16 protein-coding genes are annotated in these 18422 nt (G+C 71.5%); 8 read left to right on the forward strand and 8 right to left on the reverse strand.

The genetic code is table 11. The annotated features are described in order from the left end of the window. Positions 1-34: 34 nt before the first annotated feature. On the forward strand, positions 35-2599 hold the full coding sequence (locus ABH920_RS04570) for a lysylphosphatidylglycerol synthase domain-containing protein (protein ID WP_370347106.1): 2565 nt from the start codon (positions 35-37) through the stop codon (positions 2597-2599). 142 nt (positions 2600-2741) lie between these two features. Here ABH920_RS04570 and ABH920_RS04575 read toward each other — a convergent pair whose 3' ends face one another. Together ABH920_RS04575 and moeZ are read right to left on the reverse strand one after the other, a co-directional pair. After that, positions 2742-3311, reverse strand: coding sequence for a hypothetical protein (locus ABH920_RS04575; protein ID WP_370347108.1), 570 nt, complete (start codon positions 3309-3311; stop codon positions 2742-2744). Between the two features lie 100 nt (positions 3312-3411). Then, on the reverse strand, positions 3412-4593 hold the full coding sequence (moeZ, locus tag ABH920_RS04580) for an adenylyltransferase/sulfurtransferase MoeZ (protein WP_370347110.1): 1182 nt from the start codon (positions 4591-4593) through the stop codon (positions 3412-3414). A 282-nt stretch (positions 4594-4875) separates the two neighbouring features. On the opposite strand from moeZ, the gene ABH920_RS04585 reads away from it, so the two are divergent. The 3 genes from ABH920_RS04585 (at position 4876) to ABH920_RS04595 (ending at position 6140) form a co-directional block, all read left to right on the forward strand. Beyond that, entirely contained in the window at positions 4876-5526 is a 651-nt protein-coding gene (locus tag ABH920_RS04585) for a TetR/AcrR family transcriptional regulator (RefSeq protein WP_370347112.1), read from the forward strand. An 85-nt stretch (positions 5527-5611) separates the two neighbouring features. Next, a complete protein-coding gene (locus ABH920_RS04590; protein ID WP_194906932.1) occupies positions 5612-5836 on the forward strand; it encodes a DUF3107 domain-containing protein in 225 nt (74 codons plus the stop codon). Positions 5837-5873: 37 nt separating this feature from the next. Next, positions 5874-6140, forward strand: a complete 267-nt coding sequence (locus ABH920_RS04595; RefSeq protein ID WP_370347115.1) for a hypothetical protein — start codon at positions 5874-5876, stop codon at positions 6138-6140. A 55-nt stretch (positions 6141-6195) separates the two neighbouring features. On the opposite strand, the gene ABH920_RS04600 is transcribed toward ABH920_RS04595, so the two are convergent. Continuing rightward, positions 6196-6885, reverse strand: coding sequence for a ferritin-like fold-containing protein (locus ABH920_RS04600; protein WP_370347117.1), 690 nt, complete (start codon positions 6883-6885; stop codon positions 6196-6198). Between the two features lie 441 nt (positions 6886-7326). On the opposite strand from ABH920_RS04600, the gene ABH920_RS04605 reads away from it, so the two are divergent. Together ABH920_RS04605 and ABH920_RS04610 are read left to right on the forward strand one after the other, a co-directional pair. Next, on the forward strand, positions 7327-9588 hold the full coding sequence (locus ABH920_RS04605; protein ID WP_370347119.1) for a DEAD/DEAH box helicase: 2262 nt from the start codon (positions 7327-7329) through the stop codon (positions 9586-9588). Positions 9589-9781: 193 nt separating this feature from the next. Then, positions 9782-10654 carry an alpha/beta fold hydrolase gene (locus ABH920_RS04610; protein ID WP_370347121.1) on the forward strand — a complete coding sequence of 291 codons (873 nt, stop codon included), beginning with the start codon at positions 9782-9784 and terminating at the stop codon, positions 10652-10654. A 59-nt stretch (positions 10655-10713) separates the two neighbouring features. Here ABH920_RS04610 and ABH920_RS04615 read toward each other — a convergent pair whose 3' ends face one another. Together ABH920_RS04615 and ABH920_RS04620 are read right to left on the reverse strand one after the other, a co-directional pair. Next, a complete protein-coding gene (locus ABH920_RS04615) occupies positions 10714-11583 on the reverse strand; it encodes a PHP domain-containing protein (RefSeq protein ID WP_370347124.1) in 870 nt (289 codons plus the stop codon). A 13-nt stretch (positions 11584-11596) separates the two neighbouring features. Continuing rightward, positions 11597-12361 (reverse strand): SDR family oxidoreductase, encoded by a 765-nt coding sequence (locus ABH920_RS04620; RefSeq protein ID WP_370347126.1) that lies wholly within the window; start codon positions 12359-12361, stop codon positions 11597-11599. 63 nt (positions 12362-12424) lie between these two features. Here ABH920_RS04620 and sigJ point away from each other — a divergent pair, with 63 nt between their 5' ends. Continuing rightward, positions 12425-13375, forward strand: coding sequence for an RNA polymerase sigma factor SigJ (sigJ, locus tag ABH920_RS04625; protein ID WP_370347128.1), 951 nt, complete (start codon positions 12425-12427; stop codon positions 13373-13375). 122 nt (positions 13376-13497) lie between these two features. Beyond that, a complete protein-coding gene (locus tag ABH920_RS04630) occupies positions 13498-14424 on the forward strand; it encodes an NAD-dependent epimerase/dehydratase family protein (RefSeq protein WP_370347130.1) in 927 nt (308 codons plus the stop codon). A gap of 113 nt (positions 14425-14537) precedes the next feature. On the opposite strand, the gene ABH920_RS04635 is transcribed toward ABH920_RS04630, so the two are convergent. From ABH920_RS04635 to ABH920_RS04645, 3 genes are all read right to left on the reverse strand, one after another. Further along, complete coding sequence (locus tag ABH920_RS04635) at positions 14538-15983, reverse strand: aldehyde dehydrogenase family protein (protein ID WP_370347132.1); 1446 nt, start codon at positions 15981-15983, stop codon at positions 14538-14540. 186 nt (positions 15984-16169) lie between these two features. Continuing rightward, the gene (locus tag ABH920_RS04640; protein WP_370347134.1) at positions 16170-16889 is read right to left on the reverse strand and encodes a VOC family protein; all 720 of its coding nucleotides are present in this window, start codon (positions 16887-16889) and stop codon (positions 16170-16172) included. Positions 16890-16959: 70 nt separating this feature from the next. Then, complete coding sequence (locus ABH920_RS04645) at positions 16960-18411, reverse strand: PucR family transcriptional regulator (protein ID WP_370347136.1); 1452 nt, start codon at positions 18409-18411, stop codon at positions 16960-16962. Positions 18412-18422 lie beyond the last annotated feature (11 nt).

The following is an 18422-nucleotide window of genomic DNA, read 5'->3' on the forward strand; positions in this document are numbered from 1 at the left end:
CACGACGACAACAAGAGCAGAAAACAGGTGGACAGTGGCAGGGGAGCCCGGCACCACCTCACCGACCCGACCGGGTCCGGTCGAGGCTGCCACGCCTGCCGTCAGCCTGCCCGCCGCCGGGTCGGGAGGTCCTGGTACGCCCCGGAAGTCCGGATCCGACGACAGCCCGGCCGCGCGCCCCACCCGCGCGCCGACACCCGGCCGGCCGACGTCCGTGCCGGTCATCGACGAGCCGCCGGAGCCGCGCCGCATACGCCGCCCGGCCGATCTGCTCCGCGCGGCGGCCAGCTTCGTCTTCATGCTCCTGTTCCTGGGCATCGGGATGGTCGCCGGCGGCACCACCCGAGGCGCGGAGTCGGACATCTCCAAGCTGTCCGCGGACCAGAAGCTTCCACTGGGCCTCGTACTTGCAGTGACGTCGATGCTCCTCGCGGTGGTTCCCATCGTGCTGGCGATCGACCGGCTGTACCAGCGCGACTCGCGGCGCGTGGTGGACTCGGTGCTGGCCGCGGCGATGGCCTACCTGGGCGCGGTCGGGCTGAACGCACTGGTCGCCTCGCCGCACATGCCGAAGACCATCCGGGACGCGCTGACGCTGCCGACCAACGCCGCCGGGGACACCGCGGCGTTCCACATCTACCTGACGACCGTCGTGGCCTATCTGACGATCATCGGGTTCTCCAACCGGCACAACTTCCAGACCGCGACCTGGATCGCGCTGATCGCCTACGGCGTGGTCACCCTGATCCAGGGCGACGCGACGATCATCAGCCTGGCCGAGACCGTCCTGCTGGGCCGGCTGGTGGCCTTCGGCTGGCGCTGGGTCCGCGGGGTGATCAACGACCGGCCGACCGGCGAGGCGGTGCACCACTCGCTGTCGCAGGCCGGGCTGGACCCGCTGTCGTGCCGCCGGGTCCCGGACACCGAGGACGTGCGGCGGTACGTCGTGGCCACCGTGGACCGCGGCGACGTCGACGCCATCGTCCTGGACCGCGACCAGCAGGCCGCGGGCCTGGTGTACCGGCTCTACCGCCGGGCCCGGCTGCGCGGCCCGGCGCAGCGCCGCAACCTGCTGAGCCTGCGCCGGATGCTGGAGCAGGAGGCGCTGATGTCGTACGCGGTCACCGCCGCCGACATCAGCACCCCGCGCCTGCTGGCCGTCCGCGACCTGGGCCCGGACACCGGCCTGCTGGCCTACCAGCTGGTCCCGGGCCGCACTCTGGAGCAGCTGACCGCCGAGGAACTCACCGACGACCTGCTCAGCCAGCTCTGGAGCATGCTCGCCGAACTGCACGAGCACCAGCTGGCGCACCGGCGGCTGTCGGCGCACGCGTTCCTGATCGACGAGGACGGCCGGCCCTGGCTGACCGACCTGCGCCTGGGCGAGGTCGCGGCCGGCACGCTGTCGCGCCGCCTGGACACCGCCGAGATGCTGACCGTGACCAGCCTGTACTTCGGCTACGAGCGCAGCGTCGCGGCAGGCGTGACCAGGCTCGGCGAGGACGACATCGCAGCGGCGCTGCCGATGCTCCAGCCGGTGATCCTGACCCGCAACACCCGCGCCGCACTGAAGAAGTCGAAGGGCCTGCTGAGCAACATCCAGGAGGCGGTCCAGGCCCTGCACCCCTCGGTGGAGCCGGAGCCGGTGAAGCTGGAACGCTTCGGGCCCCGCACGCTTTTCTCGGTGGTCGGCCTGGCCTTCGCGGCCTACCTGCTGCTGGCCTCGAACTACTCCTGGTCCAGCCTCAGCGCGGTGAACTGGTGGTGGACCGGCGCGGTGGCACTGGCCTCGGCGGGAACGTACGTCGCGGCGGCGATGGCCCTGGACGGCTTCGTCCCGGAGAACCTGCGCTGGCACCGCACGGTGCTGTCACAGGTGGCGGCCTCGTTCGTGACCCTGGTGGCCCCGGCGGCGGTCGGCGGCGTGGCGGTGAACACCCGCTACCTGCAACGCACCGGCATCCCGACCCGCGCGGCGGTGACAGCGGTCGGCGCCCAGCAGATCATGGGCCTGGTCCAGCACCTCCTGCTGATCCTGATCTTCGGCGTCATCGCCGGCAGCTCCGGCGACAACAGCGGCGGCGGCTCCCACGCCTCCAGCGCCACCCTGATCGCCATCATCCTGGCCCTGGCCCTCCTGGTCCTCCTGATCGCGACGATCCCCCAACTCCGCCGCTTCGCGGTGAACCGCCTCCGCCCCCTGGTAGCCGGCATCATCCCGCGCATGATGGACGTGGCGCAGAACCCGATCAAACTCGCCGCCGGCCTCGGCGGCACCGTCCTGCTGTCCCTGCTCTACATCTTCGCCCTCTGGGCCTCCATCCAGGCCTCGGCGACCGACGACCGCGCAGCGAAAATCAACTTCGCGGTGGTGGCGGTGGTCTTCCTGACAGCCCAGGCGGCGGGCTCCATCGTCCCGACCCCCGGCGGCGTCGGCGGCGTCGAGGCCGCGCTGATCGGCGCGCTGACGACCTTCGGCCGCCTGGACACCGGGCTGGCGACGACGGCGGTGCTGCTCTTCCGGCTGATGACGTTCTGGCTGCCGGTGCTGCCGGGGTGGATCGCCTACAACTACATGACGAGGCGCGGGGAGTTGTAGGGGTCACCCGATCGTGGGATTCGGGTTGAGAGACGGGGACGGATCGGGGCATACTAGCGAGCAGTAGGGTGCCGCATCTACGAAAGGTGCGGAAGTGAAGCCGGGAGCTACCGATGGAATCGGGTGCCCGGCTTTGCGCTTTTCAGGGGTCGACATCAACGACGCGGGTCACGGCTTCCAGGTGCTGCCAACCGACCGCATCCCCGTTCAGCCACCAGGCAACGGCGCCAGCGGCGCAATCAGCAGCCCACAGCGCTGGCTCGGAGGCACTCACGAAGAAGTCGGTCCGGACATCGCATCCGGGTCGGCCGAAGCGCCGCCAGTTCTGAATCAGCCGAAGTTCAGAGCGATCCTGATCGCGACGCGAATCAAACACGGCCTGGTTCACGCCTTCGACACTCAGCTCGTGCAACAACCTGCCGAGCGACAGTCGGCGAGCTCGCTCACTCGGCACGCTGGGGCCGTGAATACAGACAGCCACCACGGCAGCGACCGGCAGTCCGGCGACCGCCTCCGCGATCAAAGGACGCCGTTCGGGCCGCTCGTCGCGCCAATGGAGCTCCCTCGACTTGCCGTACCGCAGGCCCCGCAGCACGGCCCGTACGTCATCGAGGTCACTGTCATCGACCAGCACCGCGGCGAGCACATAGAAGCACGCTCCTTCGCCTCGCCGGCGACGCATGCTCTCATCCACATAAGCGGTCAGCACCACGCCGATCAGCGTATTGACCAACAAACACGTCGACCGCCGCCCCAAGCGTGAGGCGACGGTCGACTCCACTCAAACGAGCGAAAAACCAGTGCGAAGCCGATCAGTACGAAGGCTTCTCCGGCTCGATCTGGTTCACCCAGGCCAGGACGCCGCCGCCGACGTGCACCGCGTCCTTGTAGCCCGCCGCGTGCACCACGGCCAGGGCCTCGGCGGAGCGGACGCCGCTCTTGCAGTGCAGGACGATGCGCTTCGTCGGGTCCAGCTTCTCCAGGGCGGTGCCCATCAGGAACTCACCCTTGGGGATCAGGGTGGCGCCGGGGATGTTGACGATCTCGTACTCGTTCGGCTCGCGGACGTCGATGAGCTGGATCTTCTCGTCGGTGTCCAGCCACTCCTTCAGCTGGGTGACGGTGATGGTCGAGTCCTTCGCCGCGTCGGCCGCCTCCTCGGAGATGGCGCCGCAGAAGGCCTCGTAGTCGATCAGCTCGGTGACGGTCGGGTGCTCGCCGCAGATCGCGCAGTCCGGGTCCTTGCGGACCTTGACCTGGCGGTAGGTCATCTCCAGGGCGTCGTAGATCATCAGGCGGCCGACCAGCGGTTCGCCGATGCCGGTGAGGAGCTTGATGGCCTCGGTGACCTGGATGGAGCCGATCGAGGCGCACAGCACGCCCAGGACGCCGCCCTCGGCGCAGCTGGGGACCATGCCCGGCGGCGGGGGCTCGGGGTACAGGCAGCGGTAGCAGGGGCCGTACTCGGACCAGAAGACCGAGGCCTGGCCGTCGAAGCGGTAGATCGAGCCCCAGACGTAGGGCTTGTTCAGCAGCACGCAGGCGTCGTTGACCAGGTAGCGGGTCGCGAAGTTGTCCGTGCCGTCGACGATCAGGTCATACTGCGCGAACAGCTCCATCACGTTCGTCGAGTCCAGGCGCTCCTCGTGCAGGTTGACCTGCACCAGGGGGTTGATCTCCTTGATCGAGTCGCGGGCGGACTCGGCCTTGGAGCGGCCGATGTCGCTCTGGCCGTGGATGACCTGGCGCTGCAGGTTGGACTCGTCGACGACGTCGAACTCGACGATGCCCAGCGTGCCCACGCCGGCCGCGGCCAGATACAGCAGTGTCGGGGAGCCCAGGCCCCCGGCGCCGACGCACAGCACCTTGGCGTTCTTCAGCCGCTTCTGGCCCGCCATGCCCACGTCGGGGATGATCAGGTGGCGCGAGTAGCGGCGCACCTCTTCCACGCTCAGGTCCGCGGCCGGCTCGACCAGCGGGGGTAGGTTGCTCACAACATCTCCCAGAGAAGTCTTCGAAGCGCCTGGGGGTAATCCGCGGCATTAAGCGACAACCGTCGCACGCCCCACTCGATTCCCGGACCCGCCGTCCACTTCGCGAGACCGCCGGCCGACGGTGTCCGGCGGCGCCCACCTGCGATCGACGCGCCTGGCCGCGGCTTGGCGGATCGGCGGCGGATCGGCGGCGAACGGTGCTCGGACCGTCTGCGGACCCCGCACGCACCATCCATGGACCGACCGGGTGGAAACAACCTACTCGCGCGTAGACTGCTGACCATGACCACTACCGACGCCGCCTACGCGGACACCGGCACGTCCCGGCAACGGTCTGCCAGGCTGCCTCGGAGTGCCCGCCGCAACCAGCTCCTGGGTGCGGCCGAGGAGGTGTTCGTCGCGCAGGGCTACCACGCCGCCGCGATGGACGACATCGCCGAGCGCGCCGGCGTCAGCAAGCCGGTGCTCTACCAGCACTTCCCGGGCAAGCTCGAGCTCTACCTGGCGCTGCTGGACAAGCACTGCGACGCCCTGGTCTCGCAGGTGCGCGGGGCCCTGGCCTCCACCAGCGACAACAAGCTGCGGGTGGCCGCCACCATCGGCGCCTACTTCGACTACGTCGAGCACGAGAGCGGCGCCTTCCGCCTGGTCTTCGAGTCCGACCTGAACAACGAGGCGGCGGTCCGCGAGCGCACCCACCGGGTCACCCAGGAGTGCGCCGAGGCGATCCGCGACGTCATCGCCACCGACACCGGCCTGTCCGACGAGGAGTCGATGCTGCTGGCTGTCGGTCTGACCGGGATCGCGCACGTCACCGCCCGGTACTGGCTGTCCACCGAGGGCGGCCAGATCCCCCGCGACGCCGCGGCACGGATCGTGTCGCAGCTGGCGTGGCGCGGCATCGGGAACTTCCCGCGCAAGGATTCTGTCTAGATAGCTGGCACGCTAGGACCGTCGGCGACGATGTCGCAGTCGCCGGCGTGCCGCTACGAGCACTCGAGCACTTAAGGAAGCCTTCGTGGAAATCAAGATCGGCATCCAGAACACAGCCCGTGAGCTGAACCTGGAGTCCAACCAGTCGTCCGAAGAGGTGGAGGCCGCCGTGGCCGCCGCGCTGAAGGACGGTGGCGTGCTGACCCTCACCGACGACAAGGACCGCAAGGTCCTGGTCCCCGGGGACAAGATCGCCTACGTCGAGCTCGGCGAGCCGACCGGCCGCCGTGTCGGCTTCGGGGCGATCTGACCCGATTCGGGAGTTTTCGGTGGGGTAGAAGAGGCGCATGTCCTTTTTCGCTCTACTGTGGCTGGCGGCCCTGGGGCTCGGTATCGGTGCCCTGGGCCGCGCCGTCGTCAAGCACGGCACCCCGATGGCGACGTGGATGACCACCGTGGTCGGGGTGGTCGGGGCCGTCGGCGGCGGCTCGATCATCCACGCGATCCTCGGCGACGGGCACACCTTCGTCGCCACCATGCTCGGCGCCGCTCTGGCCGCGCTGCTGGTGATGGCGATCACGAGCTGGCAGCGGACCCGGGGCGAGGAGTCCTGACCGACCCGCGTACTGACCCAGCCGCGTTAGGTGTTAACCCCCCGTACCGCACCGCTCACGCACTGAGGCCGAGCGTCGCCATCCGCGCGCCGTGCGCCTCGGTGAGCCGGGTCAGCATCTTCCCCACCTCGGCCAGGTCCACGGTCGTGGCGCAGTCCGGCGCGGCCAGCACCCCGGCCAGCAGGGCCGCCAGCGCCGCCCGCCGCGCCGCGATGTGCTGCGCCTGGGTCAGCGCCTCCCCCATGATCCGGCGGCCCCACAGCGCCAGCCGCCCGGAGATCTTCGGGTCCTCCTCGATGGCCGCGCGCACGTGTTCCACCACGAACGCGCTGTGCCCCAGGTCCTCCAGCACGCCCTCGACCACGGCCCGCGACTCCGGGTCCAGGTAGCGCGCCGCCTCGCGGTAGAAGTCCGCCGTGAGCGTGTCGCCGATGTAGGCCTTGACCAGCGACTCCAGCCAGCCCGAGGGCTTGGTGTGCTCGTGGAAGGCGTCCACCGGGGCGGCGAACGGCTGCATCGCCTCGTTCGGGTCCGCGCCGAGCTCGGCCAGCCGGTCCCGGACCCGCCGGAAGTGGTCGAACTCGGCCGCCGCCATGCCCGCGACCTGCGCCTTTCCGTCCAGCGTGGGGGCCAGGCCGGAGTCGGCGGCCAGGCGCTCGAACGCCGTGAGCTCCCCGTAAGCGACCAGCCCCAGAAAGTCAATGACAGCTATCTCATAGGACATGGCTGACGCCGGAGAAGTCATAGGGGCAGTTTATTCAGGTGTTTCCCGTCGGGTACACTGTGCGTGACTAGCAGGATGCCCGGTCGGTGGCCCGATCGGCTCCGACCCACTGCGGCAACCGGATCCACAGAGGATCCCTCCGAGCCGCGAGGCCGCTCGCTCCTCCAGATGTCTTGATCGACGGAGTCGACGCGAGCACGTACGCAAGCAGCACACATAGCACCGTGCTAGCCCCTCGCGCAGTGCCGCTCAACAGAAGAGGCATACATCATCAGCGCTGTCACGAACGACATCGAAGACACGAACGACATCGAAGACGGTACCGGCACGGCCGGGACCACACCCGAGACTCCCGAAGCCCTCGAGGCGCAGACGGCCGAGACGCCGAACGCCGAGACGGCCGAGCCGGCCGAGACCCCCGAGGTCCCCGAGCCGATCGAGAAGACCTTCCGCGACCTGGGCGTGGACGAGCGGATCGCCGAGGCCCTGTCGGCCGGCGGCATCATCACCCCGTTCCCGATCCAGGCCGCGACCATCCCCGTCGCGCTCACCGGCGCCGACGTGATCGGCCAGGCGAAGACCGGCACCGGCAAGACGCTGGCGTTCGGCATCCCGGTCCTGCAGCGGATGGTGCGCGAGATCGCCGCCGCCGCGGTGGCCGCCGAGACCGCCGCCGCCGGCACCCTGGACGAGGGCGCCGCCACCACGGCCGACGCCACCGCCGCCGCCACCGACTCCCTCACGACCGACACCGCCGACGCCGCCGCGACCGGCGCCAGCGCCGCGCGCGGCGGACGCCGTCCGCGCGGCCGGGGCCGCAAGCCCGCCGGCGGCCCCGCGCCGACCGGCGTTCCGGGCCGTCCGCTCGGCCTGATCGTGGTGCCGACCCGCGAGCTCGCCGTCCAGGTCACCGAGGACCTCGCGGCGGCCGGCAAGGTCATGGCCGCCCGCGTGCAGTCCGTCTACGGCGGACGCGCCTACGAGCCGCAGATCGCCGCGCTGTCGGCCGGCGTCGACGTGGTCGTCGGCACCCCCGGCCGGCTGCTCGACCTGGCCAAGCAGGGGCACCTGGACCTGTCCGGGGTGCGCATGCTGGTGCTGGACGAGGCCGACGAGATGCTGGACCTGGGCTTCCTGCCCGACGTCGAGCGGATCGTCACCCACGTCCCGGACGACCGCCAGACCCTGCTGTTCTCCGCGACGATGCCCGGCCAGGTCATCGCGCTGGCCCGGCAGTACATGAGCCGTCCGACGCACATCCGCGCGGCCGACCCGCACGACACCGGCAGCACCGTCCTCAACGTCACCCAGCGCGTCTACCGGGCCCACGCCCTGGACAAGACCGAGATGCTGGCCCGCATGCTGCAGGCCGAGGGCCGCGGTCTGACCATGGTGTTCTGCCGCACCAAGCGCACCGCCGCCAAGGTCGCCGAGGAGCTCGACGACCGCGGCTTCGCCGCCGCGGCGGTCCACGGCGACCTCGGCCAGGGCGCCCGCGAGCAGGCGCTGCGCGCCTTCCGCAACGGCAAGGTCGACGTCCTGGTGGCCACCGACGTGGCGGCCCGCGGCATCGACGTCGAGGGCGTCACCCACGTGGTGAACTTCCAGTGCCCCGAGGACGACAAGACCTACCTGCACCGCATCGGCCGCACCGCCCGCGCCGGCGCCTCCGGCACCGCGGTCACCTTCGTGGACTGGGACGAGGTCCCGCGCTGGAACCTCATCAACAAGACCCTCGGCCTGGACCACCACGAGCCCCGCGAGACCTACTCCACCTCGGACTGGTTCTTCGAGGAGCTGAGCATCCCGGCCGACTCCAAGGGCCGGCTGCTCAAGTCCGAGCAGACCCGCGCCGGCCTGGCCGCCGAGGAGGTCGAGGACCTGGGCGAGACCGGCCGCGGCGCCGGCGTCCGGGCCCGCGGCGGCGCGGCCCGCACCGAGCGCGCCGAGCGCACCGAGCGCCCGTCCCGCGCGAAGCGCGAGCGGGTGCGCACCCGGGGCGGCCGTCGCTCCGCCGACGAGCTGAACGGCGCCGAGGAGGCGCTGTCCGGCTCCGACGCGGCAGCCGACGTGCTGGACGAGACCTCGGGCGCCGACAAGCCGAAGCGGAGCCGCACGCGGACCCGCAGCCGGGGCGGAGCGAAGCTCGAGACCACGGCGACCGAGACCGCTGAGACGGACGTCGTCACCGACGCCGTCGTGGCGGCCGCCGAGGTCGCCGGCGACGAGACGGACACGCCGAAGCGCACGCGGACGCGGAGCCGGTCGAAGGCCGCTGAGACGGCCGGGCCGGACGGCATCGCCACCGAGGCTGCCGAGGCCGCTGTGGCCGCCGCGGTCACCGGGGCGGCCGCCGCCGAGGCGAGCGCCGAGGTCGTCGCCGAGGCCGGGACCGACGAGGCCGAGAAGCCGAAGCGGACCCGCACGCGGAGCCGGAAGCCGGAGACCGCCGAGGCGGCCACCGACACCGTCGAGCCCGCCGCCGAGGTCACCCTCCCGAAGCAGTCGAGCCGCAGCCGATCGAAGACCGCTGAGCCGACCGCCGAGGAGACCGCCGAGCCGAAGCGCACGCGTTCTCGCAGCCGGTCGACCGTCGTGGTCGCCGACGCCGTCGAGGCGGGCGCGGGCGACGCCGTCAAGCCGAAGCGCACCCGCCGCGCGCTGGCCGACGCCGAGGGCCTGACCGCCACCGGCGTCGCCGTGACCGGCAACTACAACTCGTAGTCGCGCCAACTGATCGCACCAACTGATCGCACCCGCCGACGGCCCGAGACCTCTCACGAGGCTCGGGCCTTCGGCTTCTTACGGCCCGTCGATGTCCCCGGAGCCGCGACGCACCTGCGGTACCGCGTCGTGAAACCCTGAAGCCGCCGGGCCGTTCGGCCACGTTCTTGAGTGGTCAACTACGCTCATCCCCATGAGCACGCCGCCCTTCGTCGACCTGCCGCCCCACACCGTCGCGGTCCAGCTGCCGACCGCGGGCGGACCGCTCGCCGCGCTCCGCGCCACCCCGCCGGCCGGGACGGCGCGGAACGGAATCGCGGTGCTGGTGCCCGGCTACACCGGGTCGAAGGAGGACTTCATCGCGGTCCTGGCGCCGTTGGCGGAGGCCGGGTACGAAGCCGTCGCGATCGACCAGCGCGGCCAGAACGAGTCGGCGGGCCCTGAGGATCCGGACGCGTACACGCTCCCGCGGCTCGCCGCAGACCTCGCCGACGTCGTCGATGCGCTCGCCGGCGCCGACACCGCCTCGCTGCACGTCATGGGCCACTCCTTCGGCGGCCTCGTGGCCCGCGAACACGCCCTGGCGCACCCCGACCGCGTCCGCAGCCTCGCCCTCCTGGACTCCGGCCCCGCCGCGATCCCCGGCCGCTCCGCCGAGCAGGCCAAGCTCCTGGCGGCCGCCGCCGGCTTCATGACCTCGGCCGAGATCTGGGCCGAGATGCAGAAGATGGCCGCCGCCGAAGGGGCCCCGCAGCACCCGGACCCGGACGTCCGCGCCTTCCTGCAGCGGCGCTTCGAGAACAACGACACCGGCATGCTGGCCGGCATGGGCACCTCGATCCTGACGGCCACCGACCGGACCGCCGAGCTCGCCGCCGCCGGGCTGCCCCTGCTGGTGGCGGCTGGCGTCGGCGACGACGCGTGGCCGGTCCCGCTCCAGAAGGAGACGGCCACGCGCCTGGGGACCGACCTGGTCCTGATCGAGGACGCCGCGCACTCCCCCGCCGCCGAGAATCCCGCCGCCACCGCCCGGCTGCTGGCCGGTTTCTGGGCTCGGAACGACTGAGGCCGAATCAGACCGCGAACGCGGAACGCGGTATCAGAACGCCCTGCCAGAACGCGGTGTCAGAACGGCCGGGTCCCGCTCGACCGCGCCACGAGCTCCTCGTACACGGCCGGATCCGTGGTCTCGTCGCCGAGCCGGATGTTCGGCTTGCGCGACCCGTGCCAGTCCGACGAGCCCGTGGTCAGCAGTCCCAGCTCCTTGGCCAGCGCGCGCACCTGGTCGCGCTCCTTGGGCCCGTGGTCCGCGTGGTTCATCTCGATACCGTCCATCCCGGCCTCGGCGAACGCCGCGATGTCCGCCTCGGACACCACCGGACCGCGGCGCCAGGCCATCGGATGCGCCATCACCGTCACCCCGCCGGCCGCCTTGACCAGACCGATCGCGCGGACCGGGTCCATGTCCAGCTTCTCCACCCGCGCGCGGCCGCCCTCGCCGAGCCAGTCCGGCGTGAACGCCGCGTCGACCGAGGCCACCACACCGGCCTCGACCAGCGCCGAGGCCACGTGCGGCCGGCCGACCACACCGCCGTCGGCGATCTCCTGCACGTGCTCCCAGGTGATCGGCGCGCCCAGCTCCCGTGCCTTCTCGACCATCGCCTCGGCGCGGTGCGTCCGGGAGTCGCGGATCTCGGCGAGCGCCGCGGCCAGGTCCGGGTGCTCGGGATCGAACATGTACCCGAGCATGTGCAGGCCGATCCCGTGGATCTTGCAGGAGATCTCCACGCCGGGCACCACGGTCTGGATGTGCGACCAGACCCCGGCCTCGACGCCGTAGCGCAGCGCCCGACGCGCCTCGGACCAGCCGGCCGTGCCGTCGTGGTCGGTGATCGCGACCACGTTCAGGCCGGCCGCCTCGGCCATCGCGACCAGTTCGGCCGGTTCGTACGTCCCGTCGGACGCCGTGGTGTGGGCATGGAGATCGATACGCATGCCCTCACGCTACTCACCTTGTGATGGTGCCGCCGTCCACGACCATCGACTCCCCGTTGACGAACGACGCCTCGTCGGAGCACAGCCACACCGCCGCCTCGGCGATCTGCTCCGGCTGCCCCATGAATCCCCCGGTGTTCTCCCGGGCCTGCATGTTCACCGCCGGCCGCTCCTCGGCCGACGTGCGGATCATCGGGGTGTCGACGACCCCGGGGCAGATCGCGTTGATCCGCAGCCCGGCGTTCCGGTACTCGCGCGCCGCGGTCTTCGTGAGCCCGAGCACCCCGTGCTTCGACGAGCAGTACGGCGACAGGTAGGGCACCGCCACCAGCCCCGCCGCCGAGGCGATGTTCACGATCGTCCCGGCCTTGTTCGGCAGCATCGCGCGGATCTCGTGCTTCAGCGAGAGGAACACCCCGGTGAGGTTGACGCCGAGAACCCGGTTCCAGTCCTCCAGCGCAGTGTCCGCGATCTTCGCCCCGGTCCCGGCGACGCCGGCGCAGTTCACCGCCGCGTCCAGTCGTCCGTACTCGGCGAGCGCCGCGGCGACAGCCGCCTCGACCTCCGCCTCCACGACCACATCCGCGCGCACGAACAACGCCGTGCCGCCGGCCTTGCGGATCAGCTCGACCGTCTCCGGCCCCGAATACTCTCCGGTGTCGGTCCGGTCCACGACCACGACCGCCGCCGCGCCCCGCGCCGCGAACATCTCCGCGGTCGCCCGGCCGATCCCGCTCGCACCGCCGGTCACCATCACGATCTTCCCTTGAGCCACCATGGCCGCACGGTAGGTCAGAGGGCGCCAAGCGTCCATGCCCACAGCGGTAATACGCTGGTCGGCGTGGATCAGGACCTCCCCACCGGGGACGACACCAGGGCCGCGCACGTCTTCAACGACCACCGCAGGCTGCTGACCTCGGTCGCCTACCGCGTCCTCGGCCGCTGGAGCGACGCCGAGGACGTGGTCCAGGACGCCTGGCTGCGCTGGAGCGCCGCCGACTACGCCTCGGTCGAGGACCCGCGGGCCTTCCTGGTCACCGTCACCACCCGGCTGGCCATCGACCAGCTCCGCAAGGCCCAGACCCGCAAAGAGTCCTACGTCGGCCCGTGGCTCCCGGAGCCGGTGCTGACCCGGGACGGCGCCGACACCGCCCCGGACGCCGCCGACCGCGTGGTCCTGGACGACACCGTCTCGCTGGCCATGCTGCTGGTGATGGAGACGCTGTCGCCGCTGGAGCGCGCCGTCTTCGTGCTGCGCGAGGCCTTCGACTACAGCTTCGCCGAGATCGCGGCGATGCTGGACCGCACCGAGGCCGCGGTGCGCCAGCTGCTGGTCCGGGCCCGCAACCACGTGCACGACAAGCGTCCGCGCTACCCGCTGGACGACGTCAAGCGGCAGAGCATCGCCGAGCGCTTCCTCGCGGCCTGCACCGGCGGCGACGTCGCGCCGCTGCTGGAGCTGCTCTCGCCAGACGTCACGGTCATCTCCGACGGCGGCGGCGTGGTCACCGCGGCGACGCGTCCCGTGGTCGGGCTGGACCACGTGTCCCGGTTCCTGCTGGGCATCGTCCAGAAGTACGCGAAGTACATCGAGGACGGCATGGACATCCGCATCGAGATCGCCCCGACCGCGGTCAACGGCGACCCGGCGCTCATCGCGTTCGCCGACGACAAGATCCTCTACGTCTACGCGCTGGATCTGGACGAGGACGGCCGGATCCGCACGGTCTTCGCCATGGCCAACCCGGACAAGCTCAGCGGGGTCCGAGCGTTGGAGGACAACGCGGACTGAGCCCGCGGTACGCCCTGTGGCGCGGGTCACACCGACCCGTGTCACAGATCCGGGAGCGGGCCCGTCCTTGCGGTCGAGAGCGGCGCCAAGACAGCCGCCGAGCCGATCCCAAGGAGCTCACGATGCGTATCCTGCTCGCCGGTGCCAGCGGCGTCTTCGGCCGCGTCCTCACCCCGGCCCTGATCGACGCCGACCACGAGGTGGTCGGCATCACCCGCACCCCCGACGGCGTCCGCGTGATCGAGGGCATGGGCGCCGGCGCTGTCGTCGCCGACGTCCTGGACCGCGACCGACTGCTCGCCGCGGTGAGCGGCCGGCGCTTCGACGCGGTCATCAGCCAGCTGACCGCGCTGAAGAAGCCGCCGATGCGCAACAAGGACATGGATGTCACCAACGTCCTGCGCACCGTCGGCACCGAGAACCTGATGGCGGCGGCCGAGGCGACCGGCGCCACGCGCTTCCTGACCCAGTCGATGATCTTCGGCTACGGCTACGGGGACCAGGGCGCGACCCCGCTGACCGAGGACGCGTTCTTCGGGCCCTCGCCCCGCAAGGCGTTCGCCCGGCACGGCGAGGCGATGCTGCGCAACGAGCAGATCGCCTTCTCCGAGCCCGGCATCGACGGCGTCGCGCTGCGCTACGGCCTGTTCTACGGCGGCCCCGCGACGAACGCCTACGTGGACGTCCTCAAGGCCGGCAAGCTGCCGCTGGTCAAGGCCGGCACCAACGGCTTCGTCCACCTCACCGACGCGGCGGGAGCGACCGTGGCAGCCGTGGAACGCGGCAAGGGCGGCGAGGCCTACAACATCGTCGACGACACCCCGGCGCCGTTCGCGGACGTGGCCATGGAGATCGCGAAGGACTTCGGGACGAAGACCCCACGCGTCGTCCCGGCCTGGTTGACGAAGCCGATGCCCTACCTGAACGCCTTCATCACCGGCCGCTGGATCGTCAGCAACGCCAAGGCCAAGGACCAGCTGGGCTGGCAGCCGCAGTACCCGTCGTTCCGCGAGGGTGTGAAGGCGGACGCCGACGCCGCCGGAGTCTGACGCAGGAGATCCGGCAAGACATTCGATCAGGACTTCCGGAAAGGGAAGCGCCCCTGACCCGGTGAGGGAGTCGAGTCAGGGGCGAGCACGTTCTGGTCTGCGGACCGGGGTCGCTACAGGTCGATCCCGGTCAACACCAGTACGCGCTCATATGTGTAGTCCTCCATGGCGTACTTGACGCCTTCGCGGCCCACGCCGGACCCCTTCACCCCACCGTACGGCATCTGGTCCGCACGGAAACTCGGGGCGTCGCCGATGATGACCCCGCCGACCTCCAGATCGCGGTGCATCCGGAACGCGGTGTGCAGGTCGTTGGTGAACACGCCGGCCTGCAGGCCGAACTGCGAGTCGTTGACCAGGCGCACCGCCTCGTCCGCGCCGCTGAACGCGTGCAGCACCAGGACCGGGCCGAAGACCTCCTCGGTCACCACCTTGGAATTCGCCGGGGCGCCGGCGATGACGGTCGGCTCGTAGCTGGCGCCGTCGCGGCCGCCACCGGTGAGCAGCGTGGCGCCGGCCCCGACAGCCTCCTCGACCCAGGCCTCGACGCGCTCGGCGGCGGCGGTGCTGATCATCGGGCCGACGTCGGTCGCGCCGTCGGCCGGGTCGCCGGTCTTCTGCGCCTCGACGGCCGCGACCACCTTGTCCACCAGCCGCTCGTAGACCGCGCGGTCGGCGAACACGCGCTGCACCGAGATGCAGGACTGGCCGGCCTGGTAGTTGGCGAACGCGGCGATCCGCTGCGCGGCCCAGTCCAGGTCCTTCTCCGAGGAGTAGTCGGCCATCACCACGGCCGCGGCGTTGCCGCCGAGCTCCAGCGTGACGTGCTTGTGCGGCACCTCGGCCTGGATCATCGAGCCGACCGGGCCGGAGCCGGTGAAGCTGACCACCGGCAGCCGCGGGTCGGTGGTGAGCCCGGCCATCCGGTCGTTCGGCACCGGCAGCACCGACCAGGAGCCGGCCGGCAGGTCGGTCTCGGCCAGCAGCTCGCCGAGCAGCAGAGCGCTGAGCGGGGTGGCCGGCGCCGGCTTCAGCAGGATCGGCGCGCCGACCGCGATCGCCGGGGCGACCTTGTGCGCCACCAGGTTCAGCGGGAAGTTGAACGGCGCGATGCCCAGCACCGGCCCGCGCGGGAAGCGGCGAGTGATGGCGGTGCGGCCGGCGGCGTTGGCGTCGGTGTCCAGGCGCTGCAGCTCGCCGTTGAAGCGGCGCGCCTCCTCGGCGGCCCAGCGGAAGACCGAGACGGCGCGGCCGACCTCGGCCTTGGCCCACTTCAGCGGCTTGCCGTTCTCGGCGGTGATGAGCGCGGCGATCTCGTCGGCGCGCTCGGCGATGCGCCGGGAGACGTGGTCCAGCGCCGCCGCCCGGCGATAAGCGGGCTGGTCGGCGGTCTCCTTGGCCGCCTCGGCGGCCGCCGCCACCGCCTGCTCGACCTGCTCCTCGGTGGGCACCGAGACGGTGGCCACCAGGCGGCCGTCGTACGGCGAGCGCACCTCGTAGCTGTCGGTCCCCGTGACCTGCTTACCCGCGATCCAGAACGGCGTTGCCTGCTCAGTCATGGCACTCACAGTAGGCGCGGGCGGCCGGTTCCGCCGGTGTACGCGATGGCCAGTCGACGGCGGCGGCTACGCCGTTCGGGCCAGAATGCGGCCGGACCGGCCGTGACTGGCGCTCAAGCAGGTGCGAGACAGGGCCTCCAGCCCTCGACACGCCGGCCGCGCACGTCGCCGAGAGCCCCGGCGGGGTCACCGCGCGGCCGGCCACAGGCTGAACTCGTTGCCGTCGGGATCCAGCATCAGCACCTCGCCGCTGCCCGGTCCGACACCGACCCAGGTGGCGCCGAGCGAGACCAGCCGGTCGGTCTCCGTCTGCTGCGAACTCTCGGCGACGGCGAGGTCGAAGCGCAGCCGGTTCCTGCCGTTCTTCGGCGTGACGGGCGGACCGCCCCAGGTGATCTTCGGGCCGCCGTGCGGCGAGCGGATCGCCGTCTCCTGGTCCTGGTCCCAGACCAGCGGCCAGTCCAGGGCCCGGCCCCAGAAATACCCGACCTCCTGCGAACCGTCGCTCGCCAGCGCCCCGATGAACCCGCACTCGGCGAGGAACACGTTGCCCGCCGCGATGACGCAGAACTCGTTGCCCTCGGGATCGGCGAGCACGACGTGCGTCGCTTCCGGGCCCTGCCCGACGTCGTGGTACCGGCCGCCGAGTTCGAGCGCGCGGGCCACGGTCTCCTTCTGGGCCTCGGGAGAAGCGCTGGTCAGATCGAAGTGCATCTGGTTCTGCCGGACCTTCTGCGCCTCCGACGGCAGGAACCTGATCCGGAAGCCGGTGTCGTCGGCGGGGACGAGGGCGACACCGTCGCCCTGATCCTCCGCTCGTTCCCAGCCAAGAAGGCCGGACCAAAACCGGGCGAGCAAGAGCGGATCGTGCGCGTCTATACACAGCGCGACAAGCTGGGCACCCATCTCTCGACTTAACCACTTCGAGAACTGCGACGCGACTGCATTTCGGCCTCAATGCCCCGCGAACGGCCGGCTACTGCCCCTCGCGCACCCGCAGCGCGAACCACAGCTCCATGCGCGCGTCCGCCGAATCGGCGGCCGTCAGGTCCTTGCCCAGCAGCTCACCGGCCCGCGCGATCCGCGCACGCACGGTGTGCCGGTGCACCCCGAGCTCCGCGGCCGCCGAGTCCCACTGGCCGTTGTGCGCCAGCCAGGCGCGCAGCGTCGGCACCAGTTCCGAGCGGTCCGCCTCGACCAGCGGCCGCAGCACACCGGCCGCGAAGTCCCGGACGCCCTGGTCCGCGAACAGCGTCGCGAGCCCCGAGCCGGACTCGGCGAAGTACACGGCGGGCCGGCCGCTCTTGCGCGCCGTCGCCAACGCCTCGCCGGCCTGCCGGTAGGCACGTCCGAAGTCCACGTAGCCGACCGCGTCCGAGACGCCGCCGGTGAAGCCCTCGTAGTCGGCGGAGGCGACCAGCACCCGCTCGTTGTCCTCTTCGAGCACGAACACCCGGTCCGAGACCGCCTCGTCGCGGACCGAGTCCCGCGCGACCCGCACCGGCTCGGCCGGCAGCGGCACCCGCAGCTCCCCCGCGGCCTCGTACGCCGCGTCCACGTACCCGGCCAGCAGCAGCCGGACCACCGCGCGGCGCAGCGTCAGCTCGGCGACGGTGACGTCCTTGGTGGGCTGCTCGACCCCGAGCGTGAGCAGCGTGAGCGCGACGGCCAGGATCTGGCGGCCGGTGATGTCCGGGCTGCTCGTACGGCCCAGCACCCCGACGGCCAAGAAACCCATCACGCGCTTGCCGGCCCCGAGCGCGTGCACCTCGACGTGCCCTGATTCGGTGAGGATCGACGAGCTGCTGGGCAGCGTCCGGCCGCGCAGCCGGGCCAGCTCCGGCGCCAGGTCCAGGTGGGGCACCGGGCCCGCGCTGTGCAGCACCGAGCCGTCGGCCCCGGCCAGCACCGCCCACGCGCCGGGCCCGAGGCCGCGCACCAGAGAGCGCACCAGGGAGCGCTGCGGCTCGTGCGCGAGCGCCGACTTCACCAGGTCCTGCTGCGTCCGGTACCCCTCGGTGATGGCGCGGTACTCCTCGGCGGCCAGCGCCTTCGACACGGACTTCGCGATCGCGATGAACGGCGTGGCCTTGGGCACCTCCAGCACCGGGAGGCCGTGCGCCGAGGCCGCGGCGACGAACCGCTCCGGCACCGAGGCGTTGTTCAGCCCGACGCCGAACCCCAGGCCCGCGACCCCGGCGCGCACCAGCCCCGACAGGAAGGCCTCCAGGTCGAATCCCGGGTCGGCCAGGCGCAGCCCGGTGGTCAGGAGCAGCTCGCCGCCCTCCAGGAACGGCGCCGGGTCGTTCAGTTCCGTGGTGTGCACCCACCGCACCTCGCGCGCGGTGTCCCCGGCCGGGCCCTCGGAGGTGAGCAGTCGCAGGCCCAGAGGTCGGTCGGCGAGCAGGGAGGCGATCGTCGGCGGCACAGCCCCAGCCT

The organism is Catenulispora sp. EB89 (assembly GCF_041261445.1).
Taxonomy (GTDB): Bacteria; Actinomycetota; Actinomycetes; order Streptomycetales; family Catenulisporaceae; genus Catenulispora.